Annotated in this window: 14 protein-coding genes and 1 CRISPR repeat array; of the genes, 9 read left to right on the top strand and 5 right to left on the bottom strand. The window is 56.2% G+C overall.

Translation table 11 applies throughout. From position 1 onward, the window contains the following. Positions 1 to 77 precede the first annotated feature (77 nt). Positions 78 to 1034, top strand: coding sequence for a VirK/YbjX family protein (locus tag L370_RS07815; protein WP_023335106.1), 957 nt, complete (start codon positions 78 to 80; stop codon positions 1032 to 1034). On the opposite strand, the gene L370_RS07820 is transcribed toward L370_RS07815, so the two are convergent. Continuing rightward, positions 1031 to 2689 (bottom strand): ATP-dependent endonuclease, encoded by a 1659-nt coding sequence (locus tag L370_RS07820; RefSeq protein ID WP_023335105.1) that lies wholly within the window; start codon positions 2687 to 2689, stop codon positions 1031 to 1033. The two genes, L370_RS07815 and L370_RS07820, sit on opposite strands and share 4 nt — an antisense overlap. Positions 2690 to 2980: 291 nt before the next feature. Here L370_RS07820 and aqpZ point away from each other — a divergent pair, with 291 nt between their 5' ends. The 4 genes from aqpZ to hcr all read left to right on the top strand — a co-directional run bounded on the left by aqpZ (position 2981) and on the right by hcr (position 7521). Next, positions 2981 to 3676 carry an aquaporin Z gene (gene aqpZ / locus L370_RS07825; protein WP_023335104.1) on the top strand — a complete coding sequence of 232 codons (696 nt, stop codon included), beginning with the start codon at positions 2981 to 2983 and terminating at the stop codon, positions 3674 to 3676. A gap of 169 nt (positions 3677 to 3845) precedes the next feature. Further along, positions 3846 to 4745 carry a LysO family transporter gene (locus L370_RS07830; protein ID WP_023335103.1) on the top strand — a complete coding sequence of 300 codons (900 nt, stop codon included), beginning with the start codon at positions 3846 to 3848 and terminating at the stop codon, positions 4743 to 4745. 144 nt (positions 4746 to 4889) lie between these two features. Next, positions 4890 to 6542, top strand: a complete 1653-nt coding sequence (hcp, locus tag L370_RS07835; protein WP_023335102.1) for a hydroxylamine reductase — start codon at positions 4890 to 4892, stop codon at positions 6540 to 6542. 10 nt (positions 6543 to 6552) lie between these two features. Next, positions 6553 to 7521: an NADH oxidoreductase gene (gene hcr, locus L370_RS07840; RefSeq protein ID WP_023335101.1), complete on the top strand. Its 969-nt coding sequence runs from the start codon at positions 6553 to 6555 to the stop codon at positions 7519 to 7521. Between the two features lie 85 nt (positions 7522 to 7606). Beyond that, positions 7607 to 8709: direct repeats of the CRISPR family, unit length 28 nt; unit sequence TTTCTAAGCTGCCTGTACGGCAGTGCAC. A 166-nt stretch (positions 8710 to 8875) separates the two neighbouring features. On the opposite strand, the gene L370_RS07845 is transcribed toward hcr, so the two are convergent. Then, positions 8876 to 9310, bottom strand: a complete 435-nt coding sequence (locus L370_RS07845; RefSeq protein WP_023335100.1) for a DoxX family protein — start codon at positions 9308 to 9310, stop codon at positions 8876 to 8878. A 151-nt stretch (positions 9311 to 9461) separates the two neighbouring features. On the opposite strand from L370_RS07845, the gene poxB reads away from it, so the two are divergent. The 4 genes from poxB (at position 9462) to L370_RS07865 (ending at position 14773) form a co-directional block, all read left to right on the top strand. Continuing rightward, complete coding sequence (gene poxB / locus L370_RS07850) at positions 9462 to 11180, top strand: ubiquinone-dependent pyruvate dehydrogenase (protein WP_023335099.1); 1719 nt, start codon at positions 9462 to 9464, stop codon at positions 11178 to 11180. Between the two features lie 38 nt (positions 11181 to 11218). Next, the gene (gene ltaE / locus L370_RS07855) at positions 11219 to 12220 is read left to right on the top strand and encodes a low-specificity L-threonine aldolase (RefSeq protein ID WP_023335098.1); all 1002 of its coding nucleotides are present in this window, start codon (positions 11219 to 11221) and stop codon (positions 12218 to 12220) included. Positions 12221 to 12230: 10 nt separating this feature from the next. Beyond that, positions 12231 to 13667, top strand: a complete 1437-nt coding sequence (locus tag L370_RS07860; RefSeq protein WP_023335097.1) for an SDR family oxidoreductase — start codon at positions 12231 to 12233, stop codon at positions 13665 to 13667. A gap of 92 nt (positions 13668 to 13759) precedes the next feature. Continuing rightward, entirely contained in the window at positions 13760 to 14773 is a 1014-nt protein-coding gene (locus tag L370_RS07865; protein ID WP_023335096.1) for an NAD-dependent epimerase/dehydratase family protein, read from the top strand. Positions 14774 to 14911: 138 nt separating this feature from the next. On the opposite strand, the gene L370_RS07870 is transcribed toward L370_RS07865, so the two are convergent. The 3 genes from L370_RS07870 to L370_RS07875 form a co-directional block, all read right to left on the bottom strand. Then, positions 14912 to 16726, bottom strand: coding sequence for a glycoside hydrolase family 19 protein (locus tag L370_RS07870; RefSeq protein ID WP_023335095.1), 1815 nt, complete (start codon positions 16724 to 16726; stop codon positions 14912 to 14914). 139 nt (positions 16727 to 16865) lie between these two features. Further along, positions 16866 to 17312, bottom strand: a complete 447-nt coding sequence (gene iagB / locus L370_RS0122015; protein WP_032639012.1) for a type III secretion system invasion protein IagB — start codon at positions 17310 to 17312, stop codon at positions 16866 to 16868. A gap of 138 nt (positions 17313 to 17450) precedes the next feature. Then, positions 17451 to 20159 carry a glycosyl hydrolase family 18 protein gene (locus L370_RS07875; RefSeq protein WP_023335093.1) on the bottom strand — a complete coding sequence of 903 codons (2709 nt, stop codon included), beginning with the start codon at positions 20157 to 20159 and terminating at the stop codon, positions 17451 to 17453. Positions 20160 to 20338: the final 179 nt, after the last annotated feature.

Here is a 20338-nt window from a genome sequence, read left to right as displayed (position 1 = left end):
ATCGTCCTAATTTGTTTACGAGATGTTGACATTTCCCCTGCTGAAATAGCGATATTCCAAAAGGATCAGGATCTACCATGTCTTCTATCGTCGATACATCCCTTTCAAACCTGCCCCAGCCAAAATCCGGCTGGCAGCTCTTCAAAAACCTGGCTTTCGGGGAGATTACGCCCGGGCTGGCATGGGAAAAAACCGCCTACCGACGTAAGTTCATGCTGCGCTCACTGGCGACACCGCTCAGCACCGCGCGCCTGCTGTCTGAGCTTGCAAAACATCCGCACCTGATGCAAATGCTCCAGGTTCAGCCGGGACTGCCCTGCCGCCTTCATCGTCCGTGGTTGACGGTCAATATGGATCGACAGCGTGCGCTGGAATCACTGTCCTGGCACTATCAGATGATGTGTCGTCAGTTGCCGGCGACGCTGACTCATGGTTACCTTTCAAAGCAGGGCGTGACCCTGCTGACCTTAACCGGAAAAGATGAACAGCAATTTACCGTCCGTCTGTGTGCCGACGCGTTTATGGATAAAGAGGGAGAAGCTACCCTCGTTTTCTGTGACAGTCAAAATACGGCGCTGGCGGAGATGACCTTTACGCTATGCCCGTTTGAGGGAAAATCGACGCTGTTCATTGGCGGTTTGCAGGGCGCAAAAGCGCATGTTCCCCATGAGCTGATCCAGAGTGCGACGAAAGCCTGCCATGGTCTTTTCCCGAAACGTCTGCTGGTCGAGGCCGCGATGACGCTCGGCGCCGCGTTCCCGGTAGAGCAAATTGTCGCCGTCAGTAACGATACCCATATTTATCGCAGCTGGCGCTACCGCAAGAAAAAAGAGGGCAAACTGTTGGCCGACTACGACAGTTTCTGGCTCTCCATCGGCGGTGAAAAGCAGGACAACGGTAACTTTATGCTGCCGCTCGTCATGCCGCGTAAACCGATGGAAGAGATCGCCAGCAAAAAACGCGCCGAATATCGCCGCCGCTACGCGCTGCTGGATAGCCTGATTCAGCAGGTGAAACAGGCGACCCAACGCTAATCCGCTTTCCCGCGTGCCAGCCACAGCACGCGGGAGAACATCTTCCGCAGCAGCGTCGGTACTGCCTCCACGCCTCGTCTACCCGCTTCCGTCGCTACTTCAATGGCTAAATCCGGTTTTGACGAACGATGAATGGCTTTGGCGATCACGCGGCGCATGTTCATCGGAACATCGACCGGCACCATGGCAATTCGGTGGAAGACGTCGTCGAACCCCTGACGATACATAAAGTGTTCCATGTCCATCGCAGGAAGCATGGTTAAATGGTCGCGTTCTTCCTCTCGCTCGTTATTCAGCAGGCTTCGCACGGTTGAGGCATATTTTTTGCCCGCCTCATCACCGTCTACCAGCACGTGCCACTCGATCCCCATCCGACGCGCAAATTTTATCAGCGGCTTTAATCCCGACTGGGCGAATTCAATCACCTTAATGCCTTCCGCATCAAAATGGTGGCCGCACTGGCGCGCCAGTTCGTTGATGACCCAGGTTTCCGTTTCCCCCTCCACCAGCAGCCAGCAGCGGGCAAAGAGCGACGACGCCCGGTTAAAGCGAATATGAAACGCGATGCGCCGCCCGTCTTCCGCGCTCAAACCGCCCGGCCCAAGCCGGAAAGCGGAGACGCGGGAGGATTCACGCACCAGGCGACAGACGTGCTCTACCGGCGTCAGTGATAATAACTCCCCGGAATTGGTGGTCGTAATACGCTGGAGCGGCAGCAGATTCAGCAGATGCCACGCCACGGAGAGCATGATGGGATGCAGGCGCGTTTCCGGGTCTTCCACCAGCAGCAGCGGCCGGGCGTCCCGGTCAAGACGAACGGTGCCTTTAGCCTGCAGAAGCGTTGAAAACAGCCCCAGCAGAATCACCCGATGGGTACGGCCGCCGGGCCGGTCGATCATCCGGTTAATGATGTCGAGATAGCGCCAGCTTCGCTGCTCATCATGAGAGCGGCGGCGCATCAGGCGATGGCGTGACTCCGAGGTTCCCTGCTCGGAAAAATAGTGCTCCAGGAGCTGTACCATCGCGGACAACCCCTGACGGATTTGACCATCGGTCAGATTCTGCGGGCGCGACACCAGCTCTCTGGCCAGAAAATCCAGCTCGCGGGCGGTGACTTCCACTTCCGGCATATTCGGTACGGTACCGTTACGAATACGCCGCATAAAGCGCGCATCGCGCAGGCGCAACACCGGCGTCAGGCGGATCAGGTGACGGGCCAGATCGTCGATATTGTCCAGCGGGATCGGGTTGGCTTTCTCATCGAGAAAATCACGCAGGGTGAGAACGCCCTCGTTCTCCGCCATCTCCCCTTCCAGCCGGTAGAAAATCCGGTGGAAACCGTCATCGCACGGCACCCAGCAGGGTGACAGCGGGCGGAAGCGACGCACGCGGTGACGTCCGGGCTCGGATTCGCGGAACGTCAGGATGATATGCAGGTGCTTCTCGCGCCCCGTCACGTCACCGGGCGGAAACCAGAAATCGTCGCGGACGAAGTGATACAGATCGTCTTCGGGCGAAAGCAGTAGCGTCAATGCATCCAGCAGGCTGGACTTACCCCACGCGTTCTCGCCGATCAGGACGTTGTTCTGCTCCAGCTGCAGCGACAGGCGGTTAATACCGCGAAACCCGACAATTTCCACACGTTCGAGAAGCATAAATCCCCCGACAAATGATCACTTTTTCCTTTAAGTTATCAGCAGTATAGCGGCAGGAACCCAGGCAAGACAGCACAACATTCATCCTTGCGAGAATTGGTCTATGCTCTATTTACCGCTGATTTGAACAAGGATTGACATCACATTGCCTTAAATCAAATTAATCGAATTTATTTAAGTGGCGAAGGGGTGTTGTTGGTTTCTAAAATACAGGCTCTTTGAGTCGTCATCCCTTTATGGCGAAATATCCCGTGCGCGGGAATGCGTGCGGATAATTATTTTGAGGTGGTTATGTTTAGAAAATTAGCGGCAGAATGCTTTGGTACATTCTGGCTGGTATTTGGTGGCTGCGGTAGCGCCGTTCTGGCTGCAGCATTCCCGGAATTGGGCATTGGTTTTGTCGGCGTCGCGCTGGCGTTTGGTTTAACCGTATTAACCATGGCGTTTGCCGTGGGGCATATTTCCGGCGGTCATTTTAACCCGGCAGTGACGTTAGGTTTATGGGCGGGCGGGCGTTTCCCCGCTAAAGACGTCATTGGCTACATTGTGGCGCAGGTGGTTGGCGGTATTATCGCAGCTGGCGTTCTGTACGTGATTGCCAGCGGTAAAGCCGGGTTCGACGCGGCGGCCAGCGGCTTTGCCTCTAACGGCTTCGGTGAACACTCTCCGGGCGGCTACTCCATGCTGTCTGCCATCGTGATTGAAATTGTGCTGACCGCCGGCTTCCTGTTGGTGATCCACGGCGCAACGGACAAACACGCGCCGGCCGGTTTTGCCCCGATTGCCATTGGTCTGGCGCTGACGCTGATTCACCTGATCTCGATTCCGGTCACCAACACCTCCGTTAACCCGGCACGCAGCACCGCCGTCGCCATCTTCCAGGGCGGCTGGGCGCTTCAACAGCTCTGGCTGTTCTGGGTGATGCCAATTATCGGCGGTATCCTGGGCGGCGTGCTGTACCGCACCTTGCTGGAAAAACGCGATTAATTGCGCCCGGTGTCGGGTGGCGCTAACGCTTACCCGACCTACGTGAGAGTGCACTTTGTAGGCCGGGTAAGCGTTAGCGCCACCCGGCTTTCTTTTGCCGCTTTACTGAACAGCCTTTATTGGGTAGTGTCTCTGGCGCTCAACAGATACTCAAAAGGACCGGCTGTTCATGTTTTCAGGACTCCTCATTATTCTGCTGCCCCTGATTGCGGGCTACCTTATCCCGCTACATCAGGAATCCGCATTACGGCTTATCAACCGTTTTCTCAGCTGGATTGTTTACGTCATTCTTTTTTTTATGGGGATAAGCCTGGCCTTCCTGGATAACCTGTCGGCGAATTTACTCTCCATCCTCCATTATTCTGTCGTCACCGTGGTAGTTATTTTGCTGTGCAATATTGCCGCGCTGCTGTGGCTGGAACGCACTATTCCATGGAAAAATCACCATCATCAGGAAAAACTCCCTTCACGAATTGCAATGGCGCTTGAATCATTAAAATTATGCGGCGTCGTGGTGCTCGGTTTTCTTCTTGGGCTGACCGGTTGGGCATTTTTACAGCACGCGACAGAGGCCAGTGAATATACGCTGATCTTCCTGCTGTTCCTGATCGGTATTCAGCTGCGAAATAATGGCATGACGCTGAAACAGATTGTCCTCAACCGTCGGGGAATGATAGTTGCGGTGATTGTTGTCGCCAGTTCAATGGTGGCGGGCGTCATTAATGCCTTTATTCTCGATCTGCCGCTGAAAACCGGCCTGGCGATGGCGTCAGGTTTTGGCTGGTACTCTCTCTCCGGTATTCTGCTGACCGAATCATTCGGCCCGGTGATCGGCAGCGCCGCCTTCTTTAACGATCTGGCGCGCGAGCTGATTGCCATCATGCTGATCCCAAGCCTGGTTCGCCGCAGTCGTTCTACCGCGCTGGGCCTGTGCGGCGCGACGTCGATGGACTTTACCCTGCCGGTACTCCAGCGCTCCGGGGGGCTGGAGATGGTCCCTGCCGCCATCGTGCACGGCTTTATTTTAAGTCTGCTGGTTCCGGTCATGATGGCCTTCTTCTCTGCCTGATACTTCTTTGGCGGTAGGTTTCCTGCCGCCAAAATTGCGCTGAATCAATCTCCCTCTATTTTGTCGCAGAAAGCCCTTTTCACCGTTCTGGCACTGGCATAACCTAAAACATGTATATCAAATATAACTTTAGCAGGTGTGATTATGTTTTGTGTGCAATGTGAACAAACCATCCGTACCCCGGCAGGCAATGGCTGCTCTTACGCACAGGGTATGTGCGGCAAAACCGCAGAAACATCTGACCTGCAGGATCTGCTGATTGCGGCTCTGCAAGGCCTTTCCGCATGGGCCTTTAAAGCCCGCGAATACGGCATCGTCGACCACTACGTCGACAGCTTCGCCCCGCGCGCGTTTTTCTCCACGCTGACCAACGTCAACTTCGATTCCCCGCGCATTGTGGGCTATGCCCGCGAAGCGATTGCCCTGCGTGAAGCCCTGAAAGCGCAGTGCCTGAATGCCGACGCCAGCGCCCGCGTGGAAAACCCGATGTCAGAACTACAGCTGGTGAGCGACGATCTGGGCGACCTCCAGCGTCAGGCGGCAGATTTCACGCCAAATAAAGACAAAGCGGCAATTGGCGAGAACATTCTTGGCCTGCGCCTGCTGTGCCTGTACGGCCTGAAAGGCGCTGCGGCCTATATGGAACACGCGCACGTTCTGGGTCAGTACGACAATGAGATTTACGCGCAGTACCACAAAATCATGGCGTGGCTGGGTACCTGGCCTGCCGATATGAACGCGCTGCTGGAATGCTCAATGGAAATCGGCCAGATGAACTTCCGCGTGATGAGCATTCTGGATGCCGGTGAAACCAGCACCTACGGCCACCCGACGCCGACTCAGGTCAACGTCAAGGCGACCGAAGGCAAGTGCATCCTGATCTCCGGTCATGACCTGAAAGATCTCTACAACCTGCTGAAGCAAACCGAAGGCACCGGCGTTAACGTCTATACCCACGGCGAAATGCTTCCGGCGCACGGCTACCCGGAGCTGCGTAAATTTAAGCATCTGATCGGTAACTACGGCAGCGGCTGGCAGAACCAGCAGGTGGAGTTCGCCCGCTTCCCTGGCCCTATCGTGATGACCTCTAACTGCATCATCGACCCTACCGTGGGCGCGTACGATGACCGCATCTGGACCCGCAGCATCGTCGGCTGGCCGGGCGTGAGCCATCTCGAAGGTGACGATTTCGGTCCGGTTATCGCCCAGGCGCAGCAGATGGCAGGCTTCCCGTACAGCGAGATCCCGCACCTGATTACCGTCGGCTTCGGTCGTGAAACCCTGCTCGGCGCCGCTGATTCGCTGATCGATCTCGTCAGCCGTGAAAAGCTGCGCCACATATTCCTCGTCGGCGGCTGCGACGGCGCGCGCGGCGAGCGTAACTACTTCACCGACTTCGCCACCCGCGTACCGGAAGACTGCCTTATCCTGACCCTGGCGTGCGGCAAATACCGTTTCAACAAGCTGGACTTCGGCGACATCGAAGGTCTGCCGCGCCTGATCGATGCGGGCCAGTGTAACGATGCTTACTCGGCCATCATTCTGGCGGTCACCCTGGCGGAGAAACTGGGCTGCGGCGTGAACGACCTGCCGCTGTCGCTGGTGCTGTCATGGTTCGAGCAGAAAGCGATTGTCATCCTGCTGACCCTGCTCTCTCTCGGCGTAACCAACATCGTGACCGGCCCGACCGCGCCTGGCTTCCTGACGCCGGACCTGCTGGCCGTGCTGAACGAGAAGTTCGGTCTGCGTTCAGTGACCAACGTTGAAGATGATATGAAGCAGCTGCTGAGCGCGTAAGGAGTTATTTATGACCATGCCAACCTCACAATGTCCGTGGCGGATGCAGGTTCACCACATCCACCAGGAGACGCCGGATGTGTGGACGCTGTCGCTGCTGTGCCATGACTCCTATCCGTACCGCGCGGGCCAGTATGCGCTGGTCAGCGTCCGCAACTCGGCGGACACCCTGCGCGCCTACACGATCTCCTCCACGCCGGGCGTGAGCGAGTACATTACGCTCACCGTCCGCCGTATTGACGACGGCGCGGGCTCGCAGTGGCTGACGCGGGACGTCAAGCGCGGGGATTATATCTGGCTGTCAGACGCGCAGGGTGACTTCACCTGTGACGACAAAGCAGACGATAAATTCCTGCTGCTGGCGGCGGGCTGTGGCGTGACGCCGATTATGTCGATGCGCCGCTGGCTGGCAAAAAACCGTCCGCAGGCCGACGTGCAGGTGATTTTCAGCGTGCGTTCCCCGGAAGATGTGATTTTTGCCGAGGAATGGCGTGATTATCCGGTGACGCTGGTGGCTGAGCACAACGCGACCCACGGCTTTGTGCCCGGTCGCCTGAGCCGCCAGCTGCTGCAAAGCGTGCCGGACGTCGCTTCTCGCACCGTGATGACCTGCGGCCCGGCACCGTACATGGATATCGTCGAAAAAGAGGTGAAGGCGCTTGGCGTGACACGCTTCTTCAAAGAGCAGTTCTTCACGCCGGTGGCGGAAGCGGCAACCAGCGGCGTTAAGTTCACCAAACTGCAGCCTGCGCAGACCTTCTTTGGCCGCGTGGGGACCACGCTGCTGGAGGCGCTGGAAAGCAACAAGGTGCCGGTAGCGGCGGCCTGCCGCGCGGGCGTGTGCGGCTGTTGTAAGACGAAGGTGGTTTCCGGGGAGTACACCGTCACCAGTACCATGACGCTGACCGACGCGGAAATTGCCGAGGGTTACGTGCTGGCGTGTTCATGCCACCCGCAGGGCGATCTCGTCCTCGCATAAGCGTTAAACGTTCGATCGTAGGCCCGGTAAGCGCTAGCGCCACCGGGCTTTTTGCCGGGTGGCACTGCGTTTACCCGGCCTACATTGTGCATGCTGCCTGTACGGCAGTGAACCCCCTAACGAGCCATCGGCCGCACGGGTTAGCTTTCTAAGCTGCCTGTACGGCAGTGCACATGAATAGCGCAAAGGCCATAGCCCCGGAAATTTTCTCAGCTGACTGTACGGCAGTGCACAAGGCGATAACGGCCTGTCGTACATGATGACCTTTCTAAGCTGCCTGTACGGCAGTGCACATGAATAGCGCAAAGGCCATAGCCCCGGAAATTTTCTCAGCTGACTGTACGGCAGTGCACAAGGCGATAACGGCCTGTCGTACATGATGACCTTTCTAAGCTGCCTGTACGGCAGTGCACAAGGCGATAACGGCCTGTCGTACATGATGACCTTTCTAAGCTGCCTGTACGGCAGTGCACAATCATGGTTCATCACACTAGGATTACGATAATTTCTAAGCTGCCTGTACGGCAGTGCACTCTATTCAGAAGATACCGTTAAATATCTTGATTTTCTAAGCTGCCTGTACGGCAGTGCACAAGCACATAAACAGGCTTATAACGCAGGTTTATTTCTAAGCTGCCTGTACGGCAGTGCACTCATGCGTCAGCTGGGCCAGGTCATTTCAAGCTTTCTAAGCTGCCTGTACGGCAGTGCACGTTTTTAAATAGTGGTTTCATGATGTTCTCCGTTTCTAAGCTGCCTGTACGGCAGTGCACTTTAGTAGCCATTTTAACTATCAACCTCTTCATTTCTAAGCTGCCTGTACGGCAGTGCACGGTTCGTCTGAACTCGTCTTCTTCTTCCAGCATTTCTAAGCTGCCTGTACGGCAGTGCACCAGTAACACCCAGCATTAACAATGCCATTTCTAAGCTGCCTGTACGGCAGTGCACCGACAAATTCCTGAGCAGTGCGAAGAGTAATATTTCTAAGCTGCCTGTACGGCAGTGCACAAATGGACAGGTTCATTTGCTGGTGGTTCTAATTTCTAAGCTGCCTGTACGGCAGTGCACCAAAATCCCCTCAGGGCAATCTCGCCGCTTTCTTTCTAAGCTGCCTGTACGGCAGTGCACGTATCAACAGCGTGGAGCGCATTACAGCAGAGTTTCTAAGCTGCCTGTACGGCAGTGCACTGGAACAATCTACACCTATCACGTTGTAAGATAAAGAATTCCCCTAAAAAATCACCCTTAACCCCTTTTTTCATGACATACAAGTCAGCACAATAAAATCAACCACTTAAAAATCACCAATAAAAAAGGGTCCGTAGACCCCTTCTTTCATTCCAGCATCCAACTTTCACCGCCACGCCGGAGCTTTCCCTACCGCAAACCGCCCTGCGCCTAAAAATGCAACAGCCAGCGAGCCGATAAAGAAGTACACCAGGCTTTCAATCGCCCATGCGCCTACCTTATCGAGGGCGAGCGTTTCCCCCATTCCCACCATCAGCCACGCCACAATCATCGTAAACGCCAGCACCAGCGCGGCCGGGCGCGTAAAGAGCCCGACGATAATCAGGATCGGTGCCACCACTTCGCCAACCAACACGCCGTAGGCGATAAACCCGGGCAACCCTTTCTCCACCAGCATGCCGCTGATAAAACCCACGCCGCCAAAAAGCTTGTGCAAACCGTGAAAGAGCATCAGCCCGCCGACGGCAAGTCGTAACAAGAGTTTGCCAAGATCGTCGCACGATAGCTTTTCATTAACAGCAATTAACAATGATTTAACCATTTGAAATGATTCCTGTTTTCACCGAGGTATTGCCAGATTATGCCGAATAATTGCAGGTGAAAAGCACCTTTTAATTGGGGGGAGATAACGGGCAATACGGAGACTTTCTTCTAAGCTTGTAAGCGATATCACAAAAAGGAGACGGACAACCATGAAACAAACCGTGGCTGCATATATTGCGAAAACGCTCGAACAGGCTGGCGTGAAACGTATCTGGGGCGTAACCGGCGATTCCCTGAACGGACTTAGCGACAGCCTCAACAAGATGAAGACCATCGAATGGATGCCCACCCGCCATGAAGAGGTTGCCGCCTTCGCCGCTGGCGCGGAAGCCCAGCTCACGGGGGATCTGGCCGTGTGTGCGGGCTCGTGCGGTCCCGGCAACCTGCATCTGATCAACGGGCTGTTCGACTGCCACCGCAATCACGTGCCGGTGCTGGCCATTGCCGCCCATATCCCCTCTTCCGAAATCGGCAGCGGCTATTTTCAGGAGACGCATCCGCAGGAGCTGTTCCGTGAATGCAGCCACTATTGCGAGCTGGTTTCATCCCCGGAGCAGATCCCGCAGGTGCTGGCGATCGCCATGCGCAAAGCCGTGCTGAACCGCGGCGTTTCTGTGGTCGTTATCCCGGGCGATGTGGCCCTCAAGGCCGCGCCGGAAGGGGCCAGCACCCACTGGTATCACGCCCCGCAGCCGGTGGTGACGCCTGCGGAAGAGGAGCTGAAAAAGCTGGCACAGCTGCTGCGTTACTCCAGCAATATCGCCCTGATGTGCGGCAGCGGCTGCGCGGGCGCGCACAAGGAGCTGCTTGAATTCGCCGGTAAGCTTAAGGCCCCCATTGTTCACGCCCTGCGCGGCAAAGAGCACGTCGAGTACGACAACCCCTATGATGTGGGGATGACCGGGCTGATCGGTTTTTCCAGCGGCTTCCACACCATGATGAACGCCGACACGCTGATCCTGCTCGGCACCCAGTTCCCGTACCGCGCGTTCTACCCGACGGATGCGAAAATCATTCAGATTGATATCAACCCGGCCAGCATCGGCGCGCACAGCAAGGTCGATATGGCGCTGGTGGGCGACATCAAATCTACCCTTGCCGCCCTGCTGCCGCTGCTGGAAGAGAAAACGGACCGCAAGTTCCTTGATAAAGCACTGAGTGACTATCGCGATGCCCGCAAGGGGCTGGACGACCTCGCCAAACCGAGCGACAAAGCCATTCACCCGCAGTATCTGGCGCAGCAGATCAGCCATTTCGCGGACGACGATGCCATCTTTACCTGCGACGTGGGCACGCCAACCGTCTGGGCCGCTCGCTATCTGAAGATGAACGGCAAACGCCGCCTGCTCGGCTCGTTCAACCACGGCTCGATGGCCAACGCCATGCCGCAGGCGCTGGGCGCAAAAGCCACGGCACCGGAGCGTCAGGTAGTGGCAATGTGCGGCGACGGCGGGTTCAGCATGCTGATGGGGGATTTCCTGTCGGTGGTGCAGATGAAGCTCCCGCTGAAAATCGTGGTCTTCAACAACAGCGTGCTGGGCTTTGTGGCGATGGAGATGAAGGCCGGCGGCTATCTGACGGACGGCACCGAACTGCACGACACCAACTTCGCGCGCATCGCCGAGGCCTGCGGCATCACCGGTATCCGCGTTGAAAAAGCGTCCGAGGTGGATGAAGCCCTGCAGCGCGCCTTTTCCATTGACGGTCCGGTGCTGGTGGATGTCGTCGTCGCCAAAGAAGAGCTGGCGATCCCGCCGCAGATCAAGCTGGAACAGGCCAAAGGCTTTAGCCTGTATATGCTGCGCGCCATCATTAGCGGGCGCGGTGATGAAGTGATCGAACTGGCAAAAACCAACTGGCTCAGGTAAAACATCTGGCATCGCCTTTTTAATAATAAGGACATGCCATGATCGATTTACGCAGTGATACCGTAACCCGCCCGAGCCGCGCCATGCTCGAAGAGATGATGGCCGCCCCGGTCGGGGACGACGTCTACGGCGATGACCCGACGGTCAACGAACTACAACGCTACGCGGCTGAACTGAGCGGCAAGGAAGCCGCCCTGTTCCTGCCAACCGGTACGCAGGCTAACCTGGTGGCGCTGCTCAGCCACTGCGAGCGCGGTGAAGAGTATATCGTCGGCCAGGGTGCGCATAACTATCTCTACGAAGCGGGCGGCGCGGCGGTGCTCGGCAGCATTCAGCCGCAGCCGATTGACGCCGCGCCGGACGGTTCCCTGCCGCTCGATAAAGTCGTGGCGAAAATCAAAGCCGACGATATTCACTTCGCCCGCACCAGACTGCTCAGCCTCGAAAACACCCACAACGGCAAAGTGCTGCCGCGCGAATACCTGAAAGCGGCCTGGGAGTTTACCCGCGAGCGCAAGCTCGGGCTGCACGTGGACGGCGCGCGTATCTTTAACGCCGTGGTCGCGTACGGCTGCGAGCTGAAAGAGATTACGCAATACTGCGACTCGTTCACCATTTGCCTGTCTAAAGGTCTGGGCACGCCCGTGGGCTCCCTGCTGGTCGGTAACGCAGACTACATCAAGCGTGCCAACCGCTGGCGCAAGATGACCGGCGGCGGCATGCGTCAGGCCGGCATTCTGGCGGCGGCGGGTCTGTACGCCCTGAAGAATAACGTCACGCGTCTGAAAGACGATCACGACAACGCCGCGTGGATGGCGTCGCAGCTGCGCGAGATTGGTGCCGACGTGATGCGTCACGACACCAACATGCTGTTCGTGCGCGTGGGCGATGACCACGCCGCCGTACTGGGCGAATTTATGAAATCACGTGGCGTGCTGATCAACGCCTCATCTGTCGTGCGCCTGGTCATGCACCTTGACGTGAGCCGCGAACAGCTGGTGGACGTGGTGAAACACTGGCAGGCGTTTTTACAGCGATAAGGAGCATCACGTGCCGCAACGCATTCTGGTGCTCGGCGCCAGCGGGTACATCGGTCAGCATCTCACCGCGGCGTTAAGCCAGCGGGGACACCAGGTGCTGGCAGCGGCACGCAACACCGAACGCCTGCAAAAACTCAGTTTGCCAGGCGTCACCTGCCACAACGTTGACCTCAACTGGCCGAAGGAACTTCCCGCGCTGCTGGACGGGGTCGACACGCTTTACTACCTGGTGCACAGCATGGGCGAAGGCGGGGATTTTATCGCCCACGAGCGTCAGGTGGCGATGAACGTCCGCGATGCCCTGCTGCAAACGCCGGTGAAGCAGGTGATCTTTTTAAGCTCTCTCCAGGCACCTGAACACGAGCAGTCCGATCACCTGCGCGCCCGCCAACTGACGGCTGAAACCCTGCGCGGAGCAAATATCCCCGTCACCGAACTGCGGGCCGGGATTATTGTCGGCGCGGGCTCCGCCGCCTTCGAAGTGATGCGCGATATGGTCTACAACCTGCCGGTACTCACGCCGCCGCGCTGGGTCCGTTCGCGCACCACGCCGATTGCGCTGGAGAATCTCCTGCATTATCTGGTGGCCCTGCTGGATCACCCGGCGGCGCAACACCGCGTGCTGGAAGCCGCTGGCCCCGAAGTCCTGAGCTATCAGGAGCAGTTCGAACATTTCATGCGCGTCAGCGGCCGCCGCCGCTGGCTGATCCCTATCCCCTTTCCAACCCGCTGGATTTCGGTGTGGTTTCTGAATGTGATCACCTCGGTACCGCCGACGACCGCGAAAGCGCTGATCCAGGGGCTGAAGCACGATCTGCTGGCGGACGATCGCGCGCTGCGGGCGCTCATTCCTCAGGATTTGATCCGCTTTGACGATGCCGTGCGCAATACGCTGAAAGAGGAAGAGCAGCTGGTGAACTCCAGCGACTGGGGCTACGACGCCCAGGCCTTTGCCCGCTGGCGGCCGGAGTATGGCTACTACCCGAAACAGGCAGGATGCACGGTGAAAACGTCCGCCAGCCTTGCAGAGCTGTGGGAGGTCGTGAACCAGATCGGTGGCAAAGAACGCTACTTCTTCGGCAATATTCTCTGGCAAACGCGCGGCGCGATGGATCTGCTGGTAGGCCATCGTCTGGCGAAAGGCCGCCCGGCGCACCCGTATCTTGAGGTGGGCGATACGGTAGACAGCTGGAAGGTGATCATCGTCGAGCCGGAAAAACAGCTGGCGCTGCTGTTTGGCATGAAAGCGCCTGGGCTGGGCCGACTCTGCTTTACGCTGAAGGATAAAGGCGATCGCCGGGAACTGGACGTCCGCGCCTGGTGGCATCCGCACGGGATGCCGGGTCTGTTCTACTGGTTATTGATGATCCCCGCACACCTGTTTATCTTCCGCGGAATGGCAAAACGTATTGCGCAACTGGCAGAACAAAAGGCGGAAAAGAAGTAAATAAAACTCTTATTCTTTCACCTTTCCCATTGCAACACGTCGTAATTCACGAAAGAATGCGCACGAAATTCTTTTCAACACAGTGGATTGATATGAAGGTACTGGTTACCGGGGCGACCAGCGGCTTAGGCCGAAATGCGGTCGAATTTCTGCGCAACAAGGGCATCAGCGTCAGGGCTACCGGTCGCAACGAAGCGATGGGAAAACTTCTGCAAAAAATGGGCGCAGAGTTCGTCCATGCTGACCTGACGGAGCTGGTCTCCTCGCAGGCGAAAGTGATGCTCGCCGGTATCGACACGCTGTGGCACTGCTCCAGTTTCACCTCCCCGTGGGGGACCCAGGAAGCCTTCGATCTCGCCAACGTGCGGGCCACCCGCCGTCTGGGCGAATGGGCCGTTGCCTGGGGCGTGCGTAACTTTATTCACATCTCGTCGCCGTCGCTCTATTTCGACTATCACCACCATCGTGACGTGCAGGAAGATTTCCGCCCGGCTCGCTTTGCCTGTGAGTTTGCCCGCAGCAAGGCGGCCAGTGAAGAGGTGATTGACCTGCTGGCGCAGTCGAACCCGCATACCCGCTTTACGGTGCTGCGCCCGCAGAGCCTGTTCGGGCCGCACGACAAAGTGTTTATTCCGCGTCTGGCGCAGATGATGCACCACTACGGTAGCGTGCTGCTGCCGCGTGGCGGCGATGCGCTGGTGGATATGACCTATTACGAAAACGCCGTCCACGCCATGTGGCTGGCGAGCCAGCCGGACTGCGATAAGCTGATTTCCGGTCGCGCCTACAACATCACCAACGGCGAACCGTGCACGCTGCGCAGCATTGTGCAGCGGCTGATCGACGAGCTGCAGATCAACTGCCGTATCCGTTCTGTGCCCTACCCGATGCTGGATATGATTGCCCGCAGCATGGAGCGTTTTGGCAGTAAATCGGCCAAAGAGCCAGCGCTGACGCATTACGGCGTATCGAAGCTTAACTTTGATTTCACGCTGGATATTTCGCGAGCGGAGAATGAGCTGGGGTATAAACCGATTGTGACGCTGGATGAAGGGATTGTGCGCACGGCGGCGTGGCTGCGGGATCATGGGAAGCTTCATCGCTAGCCTTTTTGCCCGGTGGCGGCTTCGCCTTACCGGGCCTACAACTGCACCGTACTGTTCCCTCGCCCCTTTGGGGAGAGGGTTAGGGTGAGGGGAAAGTGCAAACACTAAAACGGCAACCTTTCGGTTGCCGTTTGCTGTTTATAACGCCGTCCAGGCTTCAGACCATGCCAGGCCGGCGCCTGGTTCGTAGTATGCCGGAGCGTTGTTACACCAGCCGCTGTACGGGAACGGTTTGCACTGGAACAGTTTACCGTGGTTGTTCACGATATCACCTGCGTTGTACTTGCTGTTCGCGCTCCACGCGGCGTATGAGCCGGAAGTGCCTTCATCCTTAGACGGTGTGGCCGCTTTCGCCTTCACGTTCAGCAGGTAAGAGGTGGTGCTGCTCAGTTCGCCGTCGCTAACGGTGAGGCTGATTTCAATCTGCTGAGCCGTCGCCGCTTCTGGCGCCTTGAAGGTCACCACCGCTTTATCCTGACCGGTGACGGTCTGACCATCCTGTGAACGCCAGGTGTAGGTCAGCTTGTTGCCATCCGCATCGGTAGAACCTTCCGCGCTCAGAGAGACCTGCGCACCGGCATCAACCGCACCGATTGGACCTGCAATCTGCGCTACAGGGGCGTGGTTCACGACTGCCGGGGTTTCATCCGGTACTGGCGCTGGTGCTGGCGTTTCATCTTCAGCTGGCGTTGGTGTGACGGGTTTTTCATCCGGCGTAGTGGCAGAACCATCGTCGTTAATGATGTTCACGTTATAGAACTTCTTAACGCAGTTGGTGTAGTCCCCCTCTTTGAACGCGCTGAATGGCGTCTGGTAGCCTACCAGCTGGCAAGAGTAGGTCTTACCGTCTGGCGTATCGGCACTCCATCCCCAGTCCTGTTCCCAGTAAATCTTCAGCGCGCCGGCGCCGCCTTCATCGAACTGCTTCATGTTGGCGCAGCCCAGCACTTCATTTGCCGGAACAGGCACTTTCAGGTAGTTCGCGAACTCTTTGTAGTACTTGATGCGGTTCTGAGACTGCGCGATTTCAGTCGGGCCGCCGCACTCAACGCCGCCGTTGATGATCTGGGTGGTCACGCCAAAGCCCGGTACCAGACCGTTGGCCTTATCGCGATCGTTCGGCTGCCAGGTTCCGTCAATCACCTGCAACATGCTTGGTTTTGGCGGCTGCGGATAGGCGAAGAAGAAGATGGCGCTCGCCAGGTTCAGCCAGGTGTCGGCCACCAGTTCAGGTTTGTCCAACAGGGTACGGACAGTCCCAAACATCGCTTCAGAGAACGGACCGTAGTTGTAGTTGTAGGACAGTTGTTTAGCACCGCGGCCGAAGTAGCTTACGAAATCACCGTCTTTGTCTTTCCCGCATGGCCAGGTCTGCCCCTGCCAGATGTCCGGATTACATTCGCCGTTATAGCCGCCCTTCTGACCTTCAGTCCAGCCCATTTCGCGGACGTGAACCAGCGCCTGACGCCATTCAGCTTCCGGACGCCAGCTTTCGTGGCCGCCGGTTTCCTGCGCAAAGTGGGCGAACATGGTTGCCAGCTCTTTACGGCAGATTGCATCGCTGTCTCGACCGTCGTTATAGGTTTTACACAGTGCCGGGAATTTACCCACCGCTTTCAGGAAGTTGCTGTAGGTATAGGACTGCGCACGCATTGGGAACAGGTATTCCCAGTCGCTGGCCTTAACGATCCCTTCAACGCGCTTCACGTTATCCGGGTTTGCCGCACGGCCAGGCTCAATCATTTCAACCTGAGCATTGTCCAGCGTCTGAATAGTCTCTTTTACGGAGGCCATCAGCGGGAAGCTGGTCAGCTCTTTTTCCTTCTTCGCCAGATCGCTGGCTTTCATGGTGTACGGTTCGCTGCTGGTTGCCTGCAGCGTTGCAGCCTGAGCCATAAACGGTGCAATGCATGCACCTGCCACGAGAATGCTCAGTAATGTCCTTTTAGTCATTTCAAAAAATCCTGTATATAAGCAATGATGGTTTATGCAATCCCGGCTTATGTATTATTCCCTTAATAAATAAACCTGAGAGTGCGGTTCTTTACACTTTTTGAAGAACACCACCCGGTACTCTTCAAAAAATAAAAGTTCAATACCCGTTCGCTTTTTCAATTTTGATTTGCTGATATTTACTCCAGACTTTGTGGGCATATATCATTCGCTGCGGATAATTCTCTTTTTTCAACCCTGCGTTATAGGCACCCACTGCTTCCCAGTTATAACCATATACTTTTATCATGCTGGATAAGATAGATGCCCCCACCATAATCGACGTACAGGGTTCGGAAATAAGTCGAGATTCATCAATCCCCTGGCGCTGTAACTCACGAAAGTGCGCACTATTAATTTGCATTAATCCCACATCTCTTGAACCATCGCGATTCCAACCCACGGCATACGGGTTCATGCCTGATTCCACTTTTGCAATTGCGTATAATAAATACGGATCGACATGATAATAATGTGCCGCGCGATCCCAGCAATTTGCAAAAACGCTTTGACTAACGATGAGTAATAACAATATAAAACGTTTCATTTCTTTACCTGCTTATTGAATTACATCCCTCTCTTTGCGCGCGAATTATTATTGTTTATGATATTGACCACACCCGAAGTGGGGTGTGGTCAACGTATTGCAAGATGATATCAATCCCGCAATTTCAGGCTACGAAGATTATTTGCAGTCAGTTGATACGCCTTCTTTCACCCATACATCGCTTTTTGCCGGGTTATCACCACGGGTCCACCACTTCGCACGGTATACAGAACCGTTATACGTGGTGGTTTCACCGCCGTTATAAACCACGTCTGAACGCCAGTTCATTTTCACCTGGCTTACCAGTTCCCATGCATCGGCATCGAAGCCTGGCTTATTGCCTTGAGTCCAGTACTTCGCTTTCCATACCAGGTTTCCGCTGCTGACGGTATCGCCAGTGTTGTAAACCTTGCTGGAAGACCATGCTGCATATTTGCTGGCATTCGCATCAACGGGGGCGTCACAGCTGCCGGTCGTCGCATCACCCGACGGCGGGGTCACTTCGTCAGCAGGCGGCGTTACCTCGTCAGCAGGTGGTGTAACGTCGTCAGCCGGAGGCGTCACGTCTTCTGGCTTAGGTGTTACCACGACCTGGACGTTGGACTGAACGCTGGTTTTGCCATCGCTGACCACGACGCTCAGCGTGTAGGAGGTCTCAGCGCTCACCTCTGGCGCGGTGATGTTCGCGTTCGCCGTGTCAGTACCGGTCGCGTGCATATCCGCTGGAATGCTCCAGGCATAGGTCAGCGCATCGCCGTCTGGATCCGCAGCCTGCGCATGCAGGGCGTAAGTTTCACCCGCCTGCAGCGTGACCGCTTCCATTGGGTTCACAACCGGCGCCTGGTTGGCTTTCGGTGCTTTGTTCACAACCTGCACATCAATCGCGTTGCTCAGGCCTTTAGCGTCAGTCACCGTCAGGCGGAACACCAGAGTCTGGTCGGAAGTCGCAGCGGCAATGTTAAAGGTCGCTTTCGCTTTGGTGCTGTTGGCGATAGTGACCGATGGGCCAGAAACCTGAGTCCATTTATAGGTAATCGCATCACCATCAGGATCGCTGGAAGCAGAACCATCGAGCGTAACGGTTGCCGGGCCAGAGATGTTCTGGTCGGCAGATGACGCGATTGGCGCGTGGTTGGTTACAACCGGGTCGACCGGAGCAGAACCGCCCAGCAGGCTCTCGTTCATCGCGTTCAGGATATCGCCGGTATCAGAATCGATAGACCATGCGAAGAGGCCGCCCAGGTTATTCGCCAGAACGTACTTACCTTTTGCCGTTGTTGAACGCGCGTCCTCATAAGAGATCAGATCGCCCGTAGATTTGTTGAACACATAAGGTGCTTCGGCGGTTGCGTCGTAACCGGATTCCCAGCCTGGCTTGCCTTTGTATTCGTTAACAATCTGACGGTAGTCAACCACGCCCGGTTCCCAGGTGCCTTTCACCATACCGGTTGCGGTACCGGTGAATGGATTGTCGCCTGTGTAGCCATGCACCCCGGTCCAGCCGCGGCCATACATACCTGCACCCACGACGATTTTGCCTGGCTGCACGCCCTGCTGAAGCAGCGCGTTAACGCCGTTTTCGGTCGTATAGTTGGTATCAGGTCGCCATGCCGGTGCACGCAGCGCAGCCTGGTGGCCCAGGTCGGTGTTGCTCCAGCCGCCGTAGAAGTCATAGCTCATCAGGAAAATGTGGTCGAGATACTGTTGAGCGGTGGTGTAATCCACGTCTTCAATTTTATCTTTACCGGCACCGATGGCGCTGGTCAGTTCATAGGTACGGCCAGTCTGCGCAGACAGTTCGTTCAGCATGGTGCGCAGATCGTGCATAAGCGCGGTATAGGTCGCTTTATCCTGCTGCGGATTGCCTTTGGTCTCAGTTACGCCGCCGCCGCCCGGGAATTCCCAGTCGATATCTACACCGTCGAAGAATTTCCAGGTTTGCAGGAATTCTTTAACAGAAGAGACGAAGCGAGCGCGAATAGCAGGGTCGCCCATGTGGTAGAACGGATCGGACAAGGTCCAGCCACCGATGGAAGGCAGCACTTTCAGGTCTGGATGCGCTTTTTTCAGCGCCATCAGCTGGCCAAAGTTACCTTTGTACGGGTCGTCCCAGTTAGAAACGCCAGACTGCGGTTTTTGCAGCGCAGCCCACGGATCGTGGATCGCCACGGTAAAGTCCGGGCGGCCCTGGCAGTCACGCTGAAGCACTTCGAAGCTGTTACCGCCCTCAACGGTTTTCAGACCGTCGTTGATGCCGTCACCGCCACAGATTGGAATGAAGCCGTACAGGATATGGTTCAGGTTAGCTGCGGGAATTTTATCAACCGGGAAATTACGACCGTACACGCCCCATTCAGGGAAATAGGCCGCAACCACTTTGTCGGTGTGCTTAGCGAAGGTTTTGTTGTTCTCCTGCATCGGCGCATTTAGCGGCAGCAGGTGGCTACCGTCGGTATCTGCAACGATGATCAGCTTGCTGGCGCTCTTCGTGCAGCCGCTGGTATTACAGAGTTCAACCTGCTCCTGATAACGTCCGCCCTTTTTCACCTTGAAGGTCGCAGAGCCGTTCGCGCTGCCCGCCCCTGTCCAGACGGTTTTACCATCCAGCAGCACTTTTGCAGAGGTTGGTGCATCACCGCTCCAGACGTTCCACTCGACTTTCACATCCACACCATCGTTGTGTACTTTAACGAGGTTGTTGTAATCCTGTGCCGCCGGGTCGACTTCAACAAGCGCAAACTTGTCATTGCCATAGCCGATAGTCGGCGTACCTGGTGCCGCTGCAAATACAGAGCTTGTTGCAGCTGCAACAAAAAGCGCCAGATATTTAGGCTTCATAAATTTCATTTATATTTCCTGATAAATTTATTCGTAACGTTAATAACCCATGTCTTCCATGAGAACATGGCGTGTTTTCGCGTAATGCGTATTTAACCAACCTGAAAACCGTGACAAAAAAGCGTTACTGCGTTGTATTCCTCCATAAAAAGATACAAGCCCAAATTCCGTGTAGCTTATATCCCTTA

The sequence above is a fragment of the Enterobacter sp. MGH 24 genome (assembly GCF_000493015.1).
Taxonomy (GTDB): Bacteria; Pseudomonadota; Gammaproteobacteria; order Enterobacterales; family Enterobacteriaceae; genus Enterobacter.
The sequence above is the reverse complement of the archived record's forward strand: the minus strand, read 5'-3'. Positions and strand labels throughout refer to the sequence as shown.

Coding starts and splice junctions, on each gene's coding strand:
- L370_RS07845 (WP_023335100.1), bottom strand. CDS start 9,310: ATGGTTAAATCATTGTTAATTGCTGTTAATGAAAAGCTATCGTGCGAC.
- L370_RS07870 (WP_023335095.1), bottom strand. CDS start 16,726: ATGACTAAAAGGACATTACTGAGCATTCTCGTGGCAGGTGCATGCATT.
- ltaE (WP_023335098.1), top strand. CDS start 11,219: ATGATCGATTTACGCAGTGATACCGTAACCCGCCCGAGCCGCGCCATG.
- L370_RS07820 (WP_023335105.1), bottom strand. CDS start 2,689: ATGCTTCTCGAACGTGTGGAAATTGTCGGGTTTCGCGGTATTAACCGC.
- L370_RS07815 (WP_023335106.1), top strand. CDS start 78: ATGTCTTCTATCGTCGATACATCCCTTTCAAACCTGCCCCAGCCAAAA.
- hcp (WP_023335102.1), top strand. CDS start 4,890: ATGTTTTGTGTGCAATGTGAACAAACCATCCGTACCCCGGCAGGCAAT.
- iagB (WP_032639012.1), bottom strand. CDS start 17,312: ATGAAACGTTTTATATTGTTATTACTCATCGTTAGTCAAAGCGTTTTT.
- aqpZ (WP_023335104.1), top strand. CDS start 2,981: ATGTTTAGAAAATTAGCGGCAGAATGCTTTGGTACATTCTGGCTGGTA.
- L370_RS07865 (WP_023335096.1), top strand. CDS start 13,760: ATGAAGGTACTGGTTACCGGGGCGACCAGCGGCTTAGGCCGAAATGCG.
- poxB (WP_023335099.1), top strand. CDS start 9,462: ATGAAACAAACCGTGGCTGCATATATTGCGAAAACGCTCGAACAGGCT.
- L370_RS07830 (WP_023335103.1), top strand. CDS start 3,846: ATGTTTTCAGGACTCCTCATTATTCTGCTGCCCCTGATTGCGGGCTAC.
- L370_RS07875 (WP_023335093.1), bottom strand. CDS start 20,159: ATGAAATTTATGAAGCCTAAATATCTGGCGCTTTTTGTTGCAGCTGCA.
- hcr (WP_023335101.1), top strand. CDS start 6,553: ATGACCATGCCAACCTCACAATGTCCGTGGCGGATGCAGGTTCACCAC.